A 16,603-nucleotide genomic window follows, 5' to 3' on the forward strand; every position below is an offset into this window, starting at 1 on the left:
TTGATACCCCCTGAGTCGCTGCGCGCCTTCCCCCAAAGGGGGACGACACCCTCGGTGCGGGAGCGGTCCTTCCTCGGTGTCCCCGGGTTGGGCCGCGCCGGTTCCGTGGGCTGTGGGCGGTAGGCAGCACCACGGGCAATCTGCGTGTATGCGGGAGGATGCGGTTCAGCGCCCCTTGAACTCCGGGCTGCGTTTCTCGCGCCAGGCCCGGCCGCCCTCCTGCAGGTCTTCGGAGGCGATGCTGCGCTGCACCTCGCGCGTGATCTCGGCCACGTCATGGCGGCCGCGCGCGATCAGGTTCAGGTGCTTTTTCATGCCGAACAAAGGGATGGGCGCCATGGCGGCCAGCGTGCCGGTGAGCTGGGCCACGGCCGCGTCGAAGGCGGCGGGTTCGGCCAGATGGGTGAGGAATCCGCAGGCCTTCATCTCCGGGGCCTGGATGCGCTCGCAGGTCAGGAACAGCCGCTTGGCCGTGTCCAGGCCCAGGCGCGAGACATAGCGCTCCAGCCCGCCCGCGTAGAAATGCAGGCCCAGGCGCGCGGCCGGCATGAACATTTCGGCCGCCGTGCTGCCCACGCGAAAGTCGCAGGCCAGGGCCATGTCGGTGGCACCGCCGTAGACGCCGCCGTGGATGGCGGCCACGGTCACGGCGCGGCATTGCTCGATGGCGTCCACCATCTCGCCGAAGCTGCTGCCCTCGGTCTGGCTGCCTTGGATCTCTGATATATCATAGCCACTGCAAAAGTACTTGCCCTCGCTGCGCAGCACCACCACGCGCACATCGTCGCGGCGGTTGATAAGCTCCACATGCGCGACCAGCGTGCCCAGGTCTTCGGGGGCCAGCTTGTTGGCCGCTTCGGGGCGCTGCAGCGTGATGGTGGCCAGGTGATCCTGGATGTCGAGTCTGGGTGTCATATGTATCAGTCAGGCAATCAGATATATTTGAATTAGAAAATGCTTCCAGCCAAGCAGCCATTGGAGAAAACCCCGGCCACGTCCAGCCTGCAGGAGCGTATACGGCAATCGCTGGAAGACGAGCTGCGCTCAGGCGCCATGCAGCCCGGCGATGCCATCGACGAGCCGGCCCTGTGCGAGCGCTTCGGCGCCTCGCGCACGCCCGTGCGCGAGGCGCTGCTGCTGCTGGTGGCCAAGGGGCTGGTGGAGATCGTTCCGCGCTCGGGCATCTATGTGCGGCGCCTGGATGCGCGCGAGCTGGTGGCCATGATGGAAGGCCTGGCCGAGCTGGAAGGCGTGCTGGCCCGGCTGGCCGCCACGCGCATCCATGCGCAGCTGCGCGAGCGGCTGCAGGTGGCGCTGGCGCACACCGCCGCCTGCGCCCAGGCGCAGGATGCCCAAGGCTATGTGCAGGCCAACATGCAGTTGCACGAACTGATATACGAGGCCAGCGGCAACGACTTCATCGTGGAACAGACCCGGCTGCTGCGGCTGCGCATCACGCCCTACCGGGGCCGGATGTTCGAGAAGCCGGGCCGGCTGGCGCGCTCGCAGCAGGAGCACGTGGCCGTGGTGTCTGCGATCTGCGCGGGCCAGGCGGAGGTGGCCGCCGAGGCCATGCGCCAGCACATCTGCGCAGGCGGCAGCGCCTTCACCGACATGGTGCTGGGCGCGCCCGCAAGCGCAGGCTATGAACGCCCGCGCAAGCCGAGATAGCCCGAAGAGGGCTCAGGGCCGCACTTCGAAGGCCAGGAACTGCGTGACCTGGTTGTCCGCGAAGTTGTTGTCGGCCACCAGCACCAGGGTGCGGTTGCCGTTGGCCAGGCGCGGGCCCCAGGAGATGCCTTCGATGTTGTCCAGCTTAACGCCCTGGTAGGTCACGGGCATCTCCAGCAGCAGCTCGCGCTTCATGGGCTTGTAGCTGGCGCCCACCAGGCTCTTGAAGCTGCGCACATCGGTGGTGTCCGGCTCGATGGTGGCGCGCGTCAGGCGGATGGTGTTGCCTACGCCGTCGGCAAAGGCGCGCTCGATGGCGATGAACTCGTGGTTGGAGACCGCCAGCAGCTCGGGCAGGCCGTTGTCCGGCGGAAAGCTGCCGCTGGCGGCCTTGTCCAGCGGAATCTTCGGCAGCTGGTAGACGTACTGCGCGCCGGACTTGCCCGTGGCCGGATCGAGCTTGAGGACGCGGACCACGCTGCCCGCCGCCAGCGTGGTGAGGGGGCCGTCTTCCACCAGCGCATCCTCGTTGGCCGTGAACACGCTGCCGTCGGGCGTGACGGCCAGGGCCTCGAACAGCTTGTTGTTGCGCCCTCCGCTGGTGGTGTTGTCCACGTAGTTGAAGGCCGCAGGCGTCTCGAAGTCGCGCACGAAGCTGCCGTCCACCCTGATCTCGCGCACGAAGGGCTGGAACAGGCTGGCGGGGTCGGTGCTGAAGTTGCCCTCGCTGGACACGTAGAGGTTGCCGTTGGGCGCCACGCGGATGCCTTCGGGGTCCACGGTGCGGCGCGTGCCGGGCAGGGGCTGGCCGTCGCGGCCCTTGAGCGTGACCATCTTGCGGATGGTCACGGCCTGGATGGCCTTGTCATCGAACTGAATGCCCAGGTTGTAGAAGCGCGGCGTGCCGCGCTCGCCGCCGCGCTCATCGGAGATGGCCCAGTAGCTGCCATCGGGCGCGCGGTCCAGGCCGGAGATGCCGCCGAACTCCACGCCGTCGAACAGTGTCTTGGTCTTGATGCTGTAGTCGCCGATCAGCCGCAGCGAGCCGATGGTCTCGGGGCCGTCGTCGCTGCCGCCGCAGCCTGCCAGGCCCGTGGCCGTGCCGAAAGCCAGGACCAGCGCGAGCAGCATGGATGCGGGCGAGCGGACCTTGTCTGCCTTGTTCATATTCCCTCCCAGGATGGATCTCAGAAGGGATGGACCGTAGCCAAGGCCCGTGACAGGGTGGTGACATGCACGCGCATGCCGCCGCCCTGTCCCTGCCCTGCCCCCGCCCTGACCGGCCCCTCGTCCGCTACTCCAGCTTGGCGCCCGAGGCCTTGACCACCTGGGCCCAGCGCGCGATCTCGCCATGCACCATGGCCGCGAACTGCTGCTGGTTCATGCCGCCGTAGTCGGCGCCGTTGCGCGCCCAGATGGACTTGATCTCTTCGGCCGAGCCTATGCGCTGCACCTGGTCGATGACCTGGGCCTGCACCGCCTGCGGCGTGCCCTTGGGCGCCCACAGGCCGTACCAGGTGGTGACCGTGTAGTCGGGCAGGCCGGACTCGGCCGCGCAGGGCACGTCCGGGAAGGCGGGGTTGCGCTTGTCGCCCGAGACCATCAGCGCACGGATGCGTCCGCTCTTGATGTGCTGGGCCGAGGAGCCCAGGCCGTCGAACATCATGTCCACATTGCCGGCTATCAGGTCCTGCAGCGCCGGGCCTGCGCCTCGATAGGGAATGTGGGTGATGAAGGTGTTGGTCTGCAGCTTGAACAGCTCTCCGGCCAGATGGTGCGATGTGCCCGCGCCCGCCGATGCGTAGTTGAGCTTGCCCGGCTGCTTGCGCAGGTCGGCCAGCAGATCCTGCACGGTCTTGCCCGGCACGTTGCGCGGGTTGACCACCAGCACCTGGGGCACGCTGGCCAGCAGGGCCAGCGCGACGAAGTCGCGCTCCAGGTCATAGTCCAGGCGGGGGTACATGGACGGCGCAATCACATGGTGGGTGCCGCCCATGAAGAAGTTGTAGCCGTCCGGCGCCAGCTTGGCCGCGTAGCTGGCGCCCAGGGTGCCGCCTGCGCCGCCACGGTTGTCGATCACCAGGGTCTTGCCCGCGCTCTTGGCGAACTGGGCCGAGAACGGGCGGGCAAAGGCATCGGTGCCCCCGCCGGCCGGAAACGGCACGACCAGGTTCACGGGTTTGGACGGCCAGTCCGTCGCGGCGCGGGCTGCCATGGGCAGGGCCAGCGCGGCCATCGAGGCCCCGGCCGCGCGCAACACCGCGCGCCGCCCCGTGGGGTGGGAAGCTTGCATGACTTGTCTCCTTGTCGCCTCTTTGAGGCTGTCTTCGTTGTCAGGCGCAGCAATCCCTGTGCAAGAAAAGGGGCACGGCCTGCGCCGCGCCCCTTTTCATTTGCACAGGGCTTCGATGTCCGAGGACACCGGTATGCGGCCCTGCGCCAGCAGGCCGCGATGCTTGTCCAGGCGCTTGAGGTCGTAGAGATAGTTGACCATCAGGCCCAGCGACTGCTTGAGTCCCTTGGCCGACAGGTCGGCCGCCCAGTTGAGCCGCTCCACGCGCGCGCCGTTGCCCAGGTGAAAGCGCGCCACCGGGTCCAGCGGCCGGCCCTTGGCCGTCTCGCGCCCCAGATAGTGGGCAGCGCAGAACAGCAGGGCGCGGCGCACGGGCGCGTCGGGCTTGAGATCCTGCGGCGCATCCAGCGCCGCCAGCAGGTGCTCGGCGCCCATGCCGCCGGCCTTGAGCTCGAAGGCCTTGCGCTGGCGCTCGTCCATCTTCTCCAGGATGGCGTCGCCGTGCTTGGCGATCCAGGCGCGCAGGCCCGGAATGGGCGACAGCGTGGCGAAATGGCGCAGCCGGGGGAATTCGCCCGTCAGCGTCTCCACCACATGCTTGATCAGCGAGTCGCCGAAGCTCACGCCACGCAGGCCGGTCTGGGTGTTGCTGATGGAGTAGAAGATGGCCGTGGTGGCGCGGCCCAGGTCGGAGGCTGCGGCGGTCTCGTCCAGCAGTGGGGCAATGCTGTCGGACATCTTGTCCACCAGCGCCACCTCCACGAAGATCAGCGGCACGGTGGGCATGCGGGGGTGAAAGAAGCCGTAGCAGCGGCGGTCGCTGTCCAGGCGGTTCTTGAGATCGGCCCAGCTGCGGATGTCGTGCACGGCCTCGTACTGGATGAGCTTTTCGATCAGCGAGGCCGGCGAGTCCCAGCTCAGGCGGCGCAGCTCCAGCAGGGCCACGTCGAACCAGGTGGAAAACAGATGCTCCAGCTCGGCATCCAGCGCGGAAAAGCGCTGCTGCTCCGCCTTGGGCAGTGCCAGCAGTTCGGCACGCAGGTCCACCAGAAAGCCCATGCCGCCCTGGGGCTGGGCAAACCGCTGCAGCAGCCGCGTGCGCGGCGACATCAGCGCGCGGCGCAGATCCATCTCGGCATGGCCGCGCTCGGCGTCGCTGGTGGCCGTGTCATAGCGCTTGCGTGCGGTCATCAAGGCGTCGGTGTCGGGGCCGAACTGCTCGACGATCAGCGCCCAGAAATCCTGGCGCGCCGGCAGCTCGGCCTGGGCATACCAGTCCATCAGCTGCTGCGCGTGGCGGCCACCCTCGACATCGCTGAGCGCTGCGTCGGCGGCAGCCTGCAGGTCTTCCATGAGCTTGCGCAGCTCGCGCGGGGACAGCACTTCCTGGCCTCGGCGCAGGGTGGCCTGCAGGCGCTGGGCCGTGCCGCGCGGCGCGGGAGCCTTGGCTGCATCGCCTTCGGCCTTTTTTGCAGGCGCAGCGGCCTCGGTGCTGCGAAAGCGGGACACATTGCGGGCAATCCAGTCGGTAGCCAGACCCATTCAGACACTCCTCCATATCAAGCGGTCACGGGACTGTCATGCCGCCAACGGGCCAATGACAATCCCTTGCTGCTCACATTATGGGAGTCTGTACGCCAGCGCGTGTACGCCGATGTCGCGTTCTTGTCTTCGGGCAATCCCCAGCACGCGCGCGCCACGCCAAAAAGAAAGCGGGCCCAGGGCCCGCTTCGCATTGTGTCCAGCCAGGTTCAGGCCGGCTTGCCCGCATGGGCCGGATAGGCCGGACGCCCCGCCGCCCACAGCCACATGGCAATGCCGCCGATCACCATGGGCACGCACAGCCACTGGCCCATGCTCATTCCCAGCGACAGCAGGCCCAGGAAGTCGTCAGGCTCGCGGAAGTACTCGGCAATGAAGCGGAAGGCACCATAGCCGGTCAGGAAGACCGCCGCCACCTGGCCCGGCTTGTGCTCCTTGCGTGCATACAGCCACAGCAGCACGAACAGCAGCAGGCCCTCGAGCAGGAACTGGTAGACCTGCGAAGGATGGCGCGGCAGCATGGAGCCGCTTTGCGGGAAGACCATGGCCCAGGGCAGCTCGGGGCTGGCAAAGCGGCCCCACAGTTCGCCATTGATGAAGTTGCCGACACGGCCCGCCGCCAGGCCCGTGGGCACGCAGGGCGCGACGAAGTCGGCCACCTCCAGCCACGAGCGTGCGCGCGAGCGCGCGAACCAGACCATGGAGCCGATGACACCGATCAGCCCGCCATGAAAGCTCATGCCGCCCTGCCAGACGTAGAAGATTTCCAGCGGATGGCTGAGGTAGTAGCCGGGCTTGTAGAACAGGCAGTAGCCGAGCCGCCCGCCGACGACCACGCCGAGCACGCCCAGGAAAAGAATGTCTTCCACGTCCTTGCGCGTCCAGGCGCGGTCGCCCTGCATGCGCACGAAGGGCGGGTGGCGCAGCCTGCGCGTGCCCAGCCAGAGGAAGAGGCCGAAGGCGGCCAGATAGGTCAGGCCGTACCAGTGCACGGCGAGGGGCCCGATCTGCAGGGCCACGGGATCGATCTGCGGGTACATCAGCATGGTCGGCATTGTGCCGCAGCGCCGCATGGCCGGCGCCGGCCAGGGGTTGGAAAGATGGCGTCCCGCCCGCTCAGCCTTGCGGGCCTTCCTGGATGGCCGTGAGCTTGTCCAGGGCAGACAGCAGATGGCGCTGCTCGGTGGCGGTGAGCAATTGCTCCAGTTCGTCTTCCAGCTGCACCACCACGCCTTCGGCCCGCGCCTGCAGTGCGCTGCCGTCGTCCGTCAGGTGCAGCTGCTGCAGCCGGCGGTCGCGCGGATCGGGCTGGCGCCCGATGAGGCCGCGCTGCACCAGGCGCTCGACCACGGGCACCAGGTTGGAGGGCGAGATGTCCAGCGCCTCGCCCAGCTGGCGCAGGTAGATGCCCGGGTTGGCGTGGATGAGCACCAGGATGGAGAACTCGCTGGGCTTGAGGTCCAGTTCGGCCACGCGCCGCGCAAACAGCTTGTGGATGTGGATTTCCGCGCGCGTGAGGCGGTAGCCCAGAAAGCGCTGCAGGCGCGACTGGTCGACGGCGGGTTCGAAGGAGCTGTCCATGGACACGGATCCGGAAGAGGAAGAAGGCGCAACGAAGCAAGGCCGCACCGGCGCCTGCGGTTCTGCAGGGCCGGTGCGGCGTTCCATCATAAAAGCCCCGGCAGCCCGCTCAAGCCACGGCGGCTGGCAGCGGCGTACGGGCAGCGGCCTCGGTGCGGCGCAGCCAGTGCTCCGCATCCAGCAGGCCATGCGCAAGGAACCAGGCCGCGCTGTCCGCCTTGGAGCGGCGCAGCGCCGGATCGGCCAGCGGCAGGCTGACGCGCGCCGCGCGTGCCCAGGCAAAGGCCATGCACAGCGTGCCGACCAGTCGCAAGTAGTCCTCGGCACAACGCGCCAGCAATTGCCTGTCGCCGGCAGCGCCGGTACACAGCTCGCCCGTCAGCGCTTGCATGCGCTCGGCCCAGCTGCGCAGCGCGCCTGCAAAGCCGGTCTCCATGCCCGCGGCGTCGCAGGCATCGGCCTCTTCACGCAGCACCTTCAGCAGCGGCGCCAGCGCGGCACCGCCGCTGGAGGCCACCTTGCGCTGCAGCAGGTCCAGCGCCTGGATCTGGTTCGTGCCTTCGTAGATCATGGCGATGCGGGCATCGCGCAGCGTCTGCTCGATACGGTACTCGTGCACATAGCCGTAGCCGCCGAAGACCTGCAGCGCCTCGCTGGCCAGCGCAAAGCCCCGCTCGGTGAAAAAGGACTTGACCACGGGCGTGAGCAGCGAGGCCAGCGCATGGGCCTGGGCGCGCTCCTCGGCATCCGGCGCCTGTTCGGCCAGGTCCAGCTGGTGCGCCACCCAGCCTGCAATGGCGCGCATGCCTTCGGTCCAGACGCGCAGGTCGGCCAGCATGCGCTGCACGGCCGGCTGCAGGGCGATGGGGTCGGCGGGGCCCTGCGCATCGGCAGGCCGGGGCTGGGCGCGCATCTGGCGTCGCTCGGCCGCATAGGCGCGCGCCAGCTGCCAGGCCATCTCGGCATGGCCCAGGCCCTGCAGGCCCACGTGCAGGCGGGCCGAGTTCATCATCACGAACATGGCAGCCAGGCCCTGGTGGGGCTGGCCCACCAGCCAGGCCTGCGCGCCCTCGAAGCGCATGGCGCAGGTGGCGCTGCCCTTGATGCCCATCTTCTTTTCGATGCCGTCGCAGTGGATGGCGTTGGGCAGAAAGCTGCCGTCGTCCCGGGGAATGCCGCGCGGCGCCAGGAACAGCGACAGGCCGCGCGTTCCCTCAGGCGCATCGGGCAGGCGCGCCAGCACCAGGTGGACGATGTTCTCGCTCATATCCTGGTCGCCGCCCGAGATGAAGATCTTGCTGCCGTCCAGGCTGTAGCTGCCATCGCCGCGGGGCCTGGCCTGGCTGCGCAGCAGGCCCAGGTCGGAGCCGGCCTGGGGCTCGGTCAGGCACATGGTGGCCAGCCAGCGGCCGCTGACGATGTGTGGCAGGTAGGTGGCGCGCAGGTGCTCGTCGCCATGCGCGTGCAGGCAGGCATAGGCGCCGTGCAGGATGCCCGGATACATGGTCCAGCCATGGTTGGCCGAGGCCAGCATTTCGTGCAGCGCGGCGTCCAGCAGCTGGGGCAGGCCCTGGCCGCCAGCGTCGGGGGCGCAGGCCAGTGCGGGCCAGCCTGCCTCCACGAAGGCTGCATAGGCGGCGGGAAAGCCGTCGGGCGTGCGCACCCTGCCCTCTTGCAAGCGGCAGCCCTGCAGGTCGGCCGGGCCGTTGAGCGGGGCCAGCACGTCGGCGCAAAAGCGCCCGGCCGCCTCGACCACCATGTCGGCCGTCTCCTGGTCCAGGGCTTCATGGGCCGGCATGCGGCGCCAGTCGCCCTCGGCGCCCAGCCAGTGCTGCTGGACGAAGCGGATGTCCTGCAGCGGCGGCTGGTAGTGCGAGCAATGTGATGCCTGCGCGCTCATGCCCGGCCCTCCGTGGCCGCGACCAGGCGGCGGTAGGGACCGATGGCGCTGGCCAGGCACAGCACGGACAGCAGCGCGGCCAGTGCGGACACCAGGCCCAGCGACAGGCCCACGAGCTTTTCGTCATGGAAGACGAAGTCCGTGAAAAAGGCCACGAGGAAGGGACCGAGGCCCAGCCCGATCAGGTTGATCAGCAGCAGGTAGATGGAAGTCACCTGGCCGCGCAGCTGGTTGGGCGTGACCGCCTGCAGGATGGGCGGGGCCAGCGCCACCGGCATGCCCAGAAAGAAGGTGGTGGCCGCCACGGCCACCAGGGCCACCGTGGGCGTGGGCGCAAAGGCCAGCACCAGGCCGGTGATGACGAGCACGCCGGTGGCCACCAGCGAGATGACGATCGACCCCACCTGCTTGCCGCGCGCCGTGAGGTAGTCGGCCAGGAAGCCGCTGAGCAGCATGCCGCCAATGCCGAAGGTCAGGATGATGACGCCGTAGGCCGGGCCGATCTCGCCGGGCGTCCAGCCCCACTGGCGGATGAAGGTGGCCGGCAGCCAGGCCGTGACGCCGAAGGTGATCATGGCCGTGATGCCCGGCGCCAGCAGCAGCGGCAGGAAGGCGCGCTTGTTGCGCAACACATGGGACAGGTCGGGCGCCGGTCCCGCGGGCGCGGCCACTTTGGCGGATGCGGCCCGGGCCTGCAGGCCCCGGCGCACCGGCTCGCGCACGGTGTACATCAGCGCCACCAGCGGAATGCCGGGCAGGGCCACGAAGATGAAGGCCGCCTGCCAGGGCTTGAAGCTGCCCAGCAGCGGGAACACCACCTCGCCGGCCTGGCTGGTGGCCTGGATGACCAGGCCGCCCACGATGAAGGCCGTGGCCGAGCCGATGTACACGCCCGAGGTGTAGATGCTCATGGCGCGTGCGCGGCGCTCGGGCGGGAAATAGTCGGCCAGCATGGAATAGGCCGCCGGCGACAGTGCCGCCTCGCCCACGCCCACGAACATGCGCGCCACGAACAGCGAGACGAAGCCCGTGACATAGCCGCCCGCCGCCGTGGCCACCACCCAGATCGCCATGCCGATGACGATGAGGTTGCGGCGGTTCCAGCGGTCGGCCAGGCGCCCCAGGAAGATGCCGACGAAGGTGTAGAAGATGGCGAAGGCAAAGCCGTGGACGATGCTGAAGACCCAGTCCGACAGCTGCAGATCCTTCTTGATGGGCTGCACCAGCAGGCCCAGGATCTGGCGGTCCACGAAGGACAGGGTGTAGGCCAGCAGCAGGATGATGGTGACGTAGTAGGCATAGCCGAGTCCGTTCGACTCGGCCGGCGCGGGCGTGGACACGCGGCCCGGCGGGTAAGGCAGGCTCATGGAGACCTCCTGTGGAGGAAGGGAAAGCGGAAAAAAGAAAGCGGGAAAGCGAGACAGGGCTGCGCATGAAAAGGGCCGGCGCGCCGCGCCAGCCCTTGCGCGGGCATCAGCCGGCGCTGTGCTCGACCAGCATCAGCGCATCGAGCGCCACCACGCCCTGCCCTTCGGGCAGCACGATGACCGGGTTGAGGTCGATCTCGCGGATGGCCGGCGTGCCGCGCAGCACCTGGCCCAGGCGCACGATGAGTTCGGCCAGCGCCTGGCGGTCCAGCGCCGGGGCGCCACGGTAGCCGTGCAGCAGCGGCGCGCCCTGCAGGCGGTCCAGCTCGCGCAGCACCTCGCTGGTGGACAGGTCGGCGTCCAGCAGGCGCGCGTCGCGCATGATCTCGGCCGTCACGCCGCCCAGGCCCGCCAGGATCACGGGACCCCACTGCGGATCGTTGCGCGCGCCGATGATCATCTCCAGGCCACGCCGGCCCATGGCCTCGACCAGCACGCCGTCCAGCGCAATGGCGCTGTCATAGGCGGCCACATTCGCATGCAGCCGGCTCCAGGCCTCGCCCATGGCCTGCGCATCGGCAATGTTCAGGATCACGCCGCCTGCATCGCTCTTGTGGCTGAGGTCGGCCGACTGCGCCTTGAGCGCCACGGGCCAGCCGATCTCCGCCGCAATCGCCACGGCCTGCTCGGCCGAGGTGGCCAGGCGGCCCTTCGCAAACGGCACGCCGGCCTGGGCCAGCACGGCCTTGGATTCGTACTCGGGCACCACCGTGCGGCCTGCGGGCAGGGCCAGCGCGACGGGCTGGGCATCGGTGCACTCGAAACTGCGCTCGCTGAAGGCGGTCAGGCGCTGCACGGCGCGCAGGGCACGCTCGGTGCTGGGGAAATACGGCACGCCCAGCGCACGCATCTCGGCGATGAACTCGGCAGGCACGGCCGCGCCCTCGTCCAGGCCCGCCACGACGACGGGCTTGGCCGGCCGCAGCTCGCGCACGGCGCGCAGCACGGGCGGCATCTTGATGCCGCAGGTCACCGGGTCGCCCTGGATCAGGCCGACCAGGACGGTGGAAAAGCGCGCATCGCCAAACAGCGCATCCAGCGTGCGGAAATACAGGTCCGGCTCGACCAGGCCCTGGGCCGTGAGGTCCAGCGGGTTGCTCACGCCCACGAACTCGGGCAGCGCAGCCCGCAGCGCGGGCGAGTCATCGTCGCCGATGGCCGGCAGCGCCAGGCCCAGCTCCTCGGCCCAGTCCAGCGTCAACGCCTTGAAGGCACCGGACTCGCCCAGCACGGCAACTCCAGCTGCAGCTGCTGCACCGGCTGCACCAGCCGATGGCAGCACCGGGCAGCGGATGGCGATCTCGGCGATGTCGCCCAGCTCCTCCAGTGTCTCGGCAAACACAGCGCCTGCGCGTTCCAGCTTGGTGCGCATCAGCGCATAGTCGCCGGCCATGGCGCCGGTGTGCGTGGCGGCCGAGGCGCGCGCCGCGCTGCTCTTGCCCGGATGCAGCAGCACCACCGACTTGCCCAGGCTGCGCGCACGGGCCACGGCGGCCAGAATGCGCCCGGGCTGGCGGAACTGCTCGACGATCATGGCGACCACGCGCGTGGAAGGCTGCTCCAGCAGGAAGTCCACATAGTCCTCGGCATGGCTGGCGGCCTCGTTGCCCGTGGAGATGGCGTGCGACAGCGGCAGCGCGCGGCTGGCCAGCGTGGTGCACAGCACGGTCATCATGGCGCCGCTTTGCGAGACCACGCCAATGGCGGGCCGCGCGGCATCGACCTGCTGCGCGTCGATATTCACCTCGACAAAGGTCAGCGGCACGCGCTGCAGGTAGTTGATGCAGCCCAGGCAGTTGGGACCCTCCACCACCATGCCGGCCTCGGCGGCAATGCGTGCGATCTCGCGCTGCTCGGCCATGCCGCGCTCGCCTGCCTCGGCAAAGCCGGCCGAGAAGATCACCACCGCGCCCACGCGCCGCGCCGCCAGCGCGCGCACCGTGTCCAGCACAAAGGGCTGGGGGATGGCCAGCACGGCCACGTCAACGCCCTCGGGCAGCTGGTCCACCGAAGCCAGGCAGGCCCGGCCGGCGATCTCGCTGCGCTTGGGATTGATCAGGTGGATGTCGCCAGCGAAGCCGTTGCGCTCCAGATTGCCCAGCACCGATGCGCCCAGCGCCCCCGGCGTGGCCGAGGCGCCGACGATGGCGATGGAACGCGGCCTCAGCAGCCTGCCGATGTCGGGCCGCACGGCGGCCGCCATCTCTGTCGTTGTCATTCTTGTCTCCAATGATTAAAGCTGGGAGGCCTACCGCGCGTGGTGGACGCTGCCCAAGCGAGGGACACCGAGGAAGGGCCTAAGCCGGCCGCGCCGCCCCGCACTGAGGGTGTCGTCCCCCTCCCTCGCGAAGCGAGTTAGAGAGGGGGAAGGCGCGAAGCGCCTCAGGGGGTGACTTGCTTGCTCAAGTCGTAGGTTCCGAGACCTGGCTTGTAGGTCTTGTCGTCCAGGAACTGGCGCATGCCTTCCTTGCGGCCTTCGTTGTCGAAGCTGTTGGCGGCTTCCTGGGCACGCACCAGATAGTCCTCGGCGTTGTCGTAGCTCATGTCGCGCACGCGGCGGATGGCGTCCTTGGTGGCCTTCAGGGCGATGGGGTTCTTCTGCAGCAGGGCCTCGGCCACTTCGGTGACGCGGGCCTGCAGGCGGTCGGCCGGCAGGGATTCGTTGACCAGGCCCCACTCGGCCGCCGTGCGGCCGTCGATGTTCTCGCCGAGCATGGCGTGGTACATGGCACGGCGGAAGGACAGCAGCTCCACCGCCACCTTGGAGGCGCCGCCGCCGGGCAGGATGCCCCAGTTGATTTCGGACAGGCCGAACTTGGCGTCATCCGAGGCAAAGGCCAGGTCGCAGGCGAACAGCGGGCCGTAGCCGCCGCCGAAGCACCAGCCGTTGACCATGGCGATGGTCGGCTTCTGGAACCAGCGCAGGCGGCGCCACCAGCCATAGCTCTCGCGCTGGGCCTTGCGGGTGCCGGCCAGGCCCGTGGCCTCGGTCTCGCGGAAGTATTCCTTCAGGTCCATGCCGGCAGTCCAGGCCGTGCCCTCACCGGCCAGAACGACCACGCCCACGTCGTCACGGAACTCCAGGTCGTCGAGCACGCGCATCATCTGGCGGTTGAGCTGGGGGCTCATGGCGTTGCGCTTTTCGGGGCGGTTGAATTTCACCCAGGCCACGCGGCCTTCGACGGTGCAGGACACGGTCTGTTCTTCGGTACGTTCGGTGCTCATTGCGCTTCCTTGTGCAAAAGGGAAATGGGAGGTTGGACACCGATGCTTCGGATCCATAATCGTTATGATAAATAACTATTATTCGACATAGCAATACAGCGTTTACCCTAGGCCCCGCCTCCACCCAGACCGGTGGCGATGCGAATGCTTCTGCGTCGCGCATGCATGCAATGCGCGGCCCGCGGGGAATTGCGGCAGGCGTTTTGGCCGATCCGGGGGTTCACGCGATACTTGCGGTGTTCAACACAGTCAGGAGAAGAAGAACATGCAAGGCCAGCCAGAAGTCATCGAATGCCTCATAGAGCTGCTGCGCGGCGAACTTTCCGCACGCGACCAGTACTTCATCCACTCGCGCCAGTACGAGGACCAGGGCCTGCTGCGCCTGTTCGAGCGCATCGGCCATGAGATGGAAGAGGAAACCCAGCACGCCGACGCCATCCTGCGCCGCATCCTGTTCCTGGGCGGCCGCCCCGACATGCGCCCGCACGAGTTCACGCCCGGCGAGACCGTAGAAGAGATGCTGCGCAAGGACCTGGCCACCGAATACCGCGTGCGCGACAGCCTGCGCTCGGCCATGGCCCTGTGCGAGCGCCACGGCGACTACAACAGCCGCGACCTGCTGCTGGCCCAGCTGCGCGACACCGAGGAAGACCACGCCTACTGGCTGGAGAAGCAACTGGGCCTGATCGAGAAGATCGGCCTGCCCAACTACCTGCAAAGCAAGATGGGCGAACCGGCCTGAATGAAGCTCCCCCTGAGGCGCTTCGCGCCTTCCCCCTCTCTCGCTTCGCGGGAGGGGGACGACAGCCTCGCGGCGGGGCGGCCCTTGCTCGCTGTCCCTTGTTTTGGCCGCGCCAGTTTTTCAGGCACTTCCCATAAATGAGAGTGGGCTGTTTGCTCCACGATGAAAACCCGAACCGGCAGCCACGATGAAACGGCAAGCCGGTCGCCCCACGATGAAACAAGAGCCCTCAAGGGCCTGAGAGAAGAGAAAAGAAAAAGGGATGGAAAGCCGCAAGGCCTTCCATCCCTTTTCATTTCCATCGGGTGCGCACCGCCGGGCAGCGGTGCAGCCCGGTGTCAGTCGTCCAGCAGCGACAGGTCGCGCACGGCGCCCTTGTCGGCCGACATCACCAGCTTGGCATAGGCCTTGAGCGCGGCCGAGACCTTGCGCGGGCGCGGCTGGGCGGGCTTCCAGCCCTTGGCATCCTGCTCGGCGCGGCGGCGGGCCAGTTCCTCGTCGGAGACCAGCACGTTGATGCTGCGGTTGGGAATGTCGATGCGGATGCGGTCGCCGTTCTTCACCAGACCGATGGCGCCGCCAGCGGCAGCTTCAGGAGAGCAGTGGCCGATGGACAGGCCCGAGGTGCCGCCCGAGAAGCGCCCGTCCGTCAGCAGCGCGCAGGCCTTGCCCAGGCCCTTGGACTTGATGTAGCTGGTCGGGTACAGCATTTCCTGCATGCCGGGGCCGCCCTTGGGGCCTTCGTAGCGCACGATGACGATGTCACCGGCCTTGACCTTGTCGTCCAGGATGTTCTGCACGGCCTCGTCCTGCGACTCGGTCACGTGGGCCGTGCCCTCGAACACATGGATGCTTTCGTCCACGCCGGCCGACTTGACCACGCAGCCGTCCAGGGCGATGTTGCCCGTCAGCACGGCCAGGCCGCCCTCCTTGGAGAAGGCGTGCTCGTAGGAGCGGATGCAGCCTTCTGCACGGTCCAGGTCCAGGCTGGGCCAGCGCGTGTTCTGGCTGAAGGCCACCTGGGTAGGGATGCCGGCCGGTCCTGCCAGGTAGAAGTGCCGCACGGCTTCGTCCTGGGTGGTGGTGATGTCCCACTGCGCCAGGCCTTCGCCCAGGGTCTTGGCGTGCACGGTGGGCACGTCGGTGTGCAGCTTTCCGGCGCGAGCCAGCTCGCCCAGGATGGCGAAGATGCCGCCGGCGCGGTGCACATCCTCGATGTGGTACTTCTGCGTGTTGGGCGCGACCTTGCACAGCTGGGGCACCTGGCGCGAGAGGCGGTCGATGTCGGCCATGGTGAAGTCGATCTCGGCTTCACGGGCAATGGCCAGCAGGTGCAGGATGGTGTTGGTGGAGCCGCCCATGGCGATGTCCAGCGTCATCGCGTTCTCGAAGGCCTTGAAGCCCACCGAGCGCGGCAGCACGGATGCGTCTTCCTGCTCGTAGTACTCGCGGGCCAGCTCGACGATGCGGCGGCCGGCGCGCTTGAACAATTCCTCGCGGTCGGCATGCGTGGCCAGCACCGTGCCGTTGCCGGGCAGGGACAGGCCCAGGGCCTCGGTCAGGCAGTTCATGGAGTTGGCGGTGAACATGCCCGAGCAGGAACCGCAGGTGGGGCAGGCCGAGCGCTCGACCTGGGCGACCTGCTCGTCGGTGTAGTTGGAGTCGGCCGCGATCACCATGGCATCGACCAGGTCCAGCTTCTTGAACTCCAGCGTGTGCGTGGTGGGATTGGCCAGCTTGGTCTTGCCCGCTTCCATGGGGCCGCCCGAGACGAAGATCACGGGAATGTTCAGCCGCATGGCGGCCATCAGCATGCCGGGGGTGATCTTGTCGCAGTTGGAGATGCACACCAGCGCGTCGGCACAGTGGGCGTTGACCATGTACTCCACCGAGTCCGCGATGATGTCGCGGCTGGGCAGCGAGTACAACATGCCGTCGTGGCCCATGGCGATGCCGTCGTCCACGGCGATGGTGTTGAATTCCTTGGCCACGCCGCCTGCGGCCTCGATCTCGCGCGCCACCAGCTGGCCCAGGTCCTTGAGGTGGACGTGGCCGGGCACGAACTGCGTGAAGGAATTGGCGATGGCGATGATGGGCTTGTCGAAGTCGCCATCCTTCATGCCGGTGGCACGCCACAGGGCGCGCGCACCAGCCATGTTGCGGCCGCCGGTGGAAGTCTTGGAACGGTATGCGGGCATGGGCAATCCAGTTGTCTGTCGTCT

General features: G+C 68.2%; 13 protein-coding genes. 2 read left to right on the forward strand and 11 right to left on the reverse strand.

Annotated features, from left to right (window positions below):
• Positions 1-165: 165 nt before the first annotated feature.
• Complete coding sequence (locus tag ACRSCF_RS19570; RefSeq protein ID WP_017405751.1) at positions 166-915, reverse strand: enoyl-CoA hydratase/isomerase family protein; 750 nt, start codon at positions 913-915, stop codon at positions 166-168.
• A 39-nt stretch (positions 916-954) separates the two neighbouring features.
• Here ACRSCF_RS19570 and ACRSCF_RS19575 point away from each other — a divergent pair, with 39 nt between their 5' ends.
• Positions 955-1,671: a GntR family transcriptional regulator gene (locus ACRSCF_RS19575; RefSeq protein ID WP_034363052.1), complete on the forward strand. Its 717-nt coding sequence runs from the start codon at positions 955-957 to the stop codon at positions 1,669-1,671.
• Positions 1,672-1,683: 12 nt separating this feature from the next.
• Here the strand turns inward: ACRSCF_RS19575 and ACRSCF_RS19580 are convergent, their stop codons facing one another.
• From ACRSCF_RS19580 to ACRSCF_RS19620, 9 genes are all read right to left on the reverse strand, one after another.
• Complete coding sequence (locus ACRSCF_RS19580; protein ID WP_244386378.1) at positions 1,684-2,838, reverse strand: esterase-like activity of phytase family protein; 1,155 nt, start codon at positions 2,836-2,838, stop codon at positions 1,684-1,686.
• Between the two features lie 127 nt (positions 2,839-2,965).
• Positions 2,966-3,964, reverse strand: a complete 999-nt coding sequence (locus ACRSCF_RS19585; protein ID WP_244386380.1) for a Bug family tripartite tricarboxylate transporter substrate binding protein — start codon at positions 3,962-3,964, stop codon at positions 2,966-2,968.
• A gap of 96 nt (positions 3,965-4,060) precedes the next feature.
• On the reverse strand, positions 4,061-5,506 hold the full coding sequence (locus tag ACRSCF_RS19590; protein WP_016445189.1) for a malonyl-CoA decarboxylase: 1,446 nt from the start codon (positions 5,504-5,506) through the stop codon (positions 4,061-4,063).
• 209 nt (positions 5,507-5,715) lie between these two features.
• On the reverse strand, positions 5,716-6,561 hold the full coding sequence (lgt, locus tag ACRSCF_RS19595) for a prolipoprotein diacylglyceryl transferase (RefSeq protein ID WP_223275185.1): 846 nt from the start codon (positions 6,559-6,561) through the stop codon (positions 5,716-5,718).
• A gap of 61 nt (positions 6,562-6,622) precedes the next feature.
• On the reverse strand, positions 6,623-7,087 hold the full coding sequence (locus ACRSCF_RS19600) for a MarR family winged helix-turn-helix transcriptional regulator (RefSeq protein WP_016445187.1): 465 nt from the start codon (positions 7,085-7,087) through the stop codon (positions 6,623-6,625).
• 109 nt (positions 7,088-7,196) lie between these two features.
• Positions 7,197-8,987: an acyl-CoA dehydrogenase gene (locus tag ACRSCF_RS19605; RefSeq protein WP_016445186.1), complete on the reverse strand. Its 1,791-nt coding sequence runs from the start codon at positions 8,985-8,987 to the stop codon at positions 7,197-7,199.
• The gene (locus ACRSCF_RS19610) at positions 8,984-10,354 is read right to left on the reverse strand and encodes a spinster family MFS transporter (protein ID WP_016453086.1); all 1,371 of its coding nucleotides are present in this window, start codon (positions 10,352-10,354) and stop codon (positions 8,984-8,986) included. The genes ACRSCF_RS19605 and ACRSCF_RS19610 overlap by 4 nt, the downstream gene beginning before the upstream one ends.
• Positions 10,355-10,460: 106 nt before the next feature.
• Entirely contained in the window at positions 10,461-12,632 is a 2,172-nt protein-coding gene (locus ACRSCF_RS19615; RefSeq protein WP_016445184.1) for an acetate--CoA ligase family protein, read from the reverse strand.
• Between the two features lie 164 nt (positions 12,633-12,796).
• A complete protein-coding gene (locus tag ACRSCF_RS19620; protein ID WP_016445183.1) occupies positions 12,797-13,639 on the reverse strand; it encodes a p-hydroxycinnamoyl CoA hydratase/lyase in 843 nt (280 codons plus the stop codon).
• A gap of 265 nt (positions 13,640-13,904) precedes the next feature.
• Between ACRSCF_RS19620 and bfr the strand changes: the two genes are divergently transcribed.
• A complete protein-coding gene (bfr, locus tag ACRSCF_RS19625; RefSeq protein WP_016445182.1) occupies positions 13,905-14,381 on the forward strand; it encodes a bacterioferritin in 477 nt (158 codons plus the stop codon).
• A 338-nt stretch (positions 14,382-14,719) separates the two neighbouring features.
• On the opposite strand, the gene ilvD is transcribed toward bfr, so the two are convergent.
• On the reverse strand, positions 14,720-16,579 hold the full coding sequence (gene ilvD / locus ACRSCF_RS19630; RefSeq protein ID WP_016445181.1) for a dihydroxy-acid dehydratase: 1,860 nt from the start codon (positions 16,577-16,579) through the stop codon (positions 14,720-14,722).
• Between the last annotated feature and the right edge of the window lie 24 nt (positions 16,580-16,603).

This window comes from Delftia sp. 11MD (genome assembly GCF_050907895.1).
Taxonomy (GTDB): domain Bacteria; phylum Pseudomonadota; class Gammaproteobacteria; order Burkholderiales; family Burkholderiaceae_C; genus Comamonas; species Comamonas tsuruhatensis.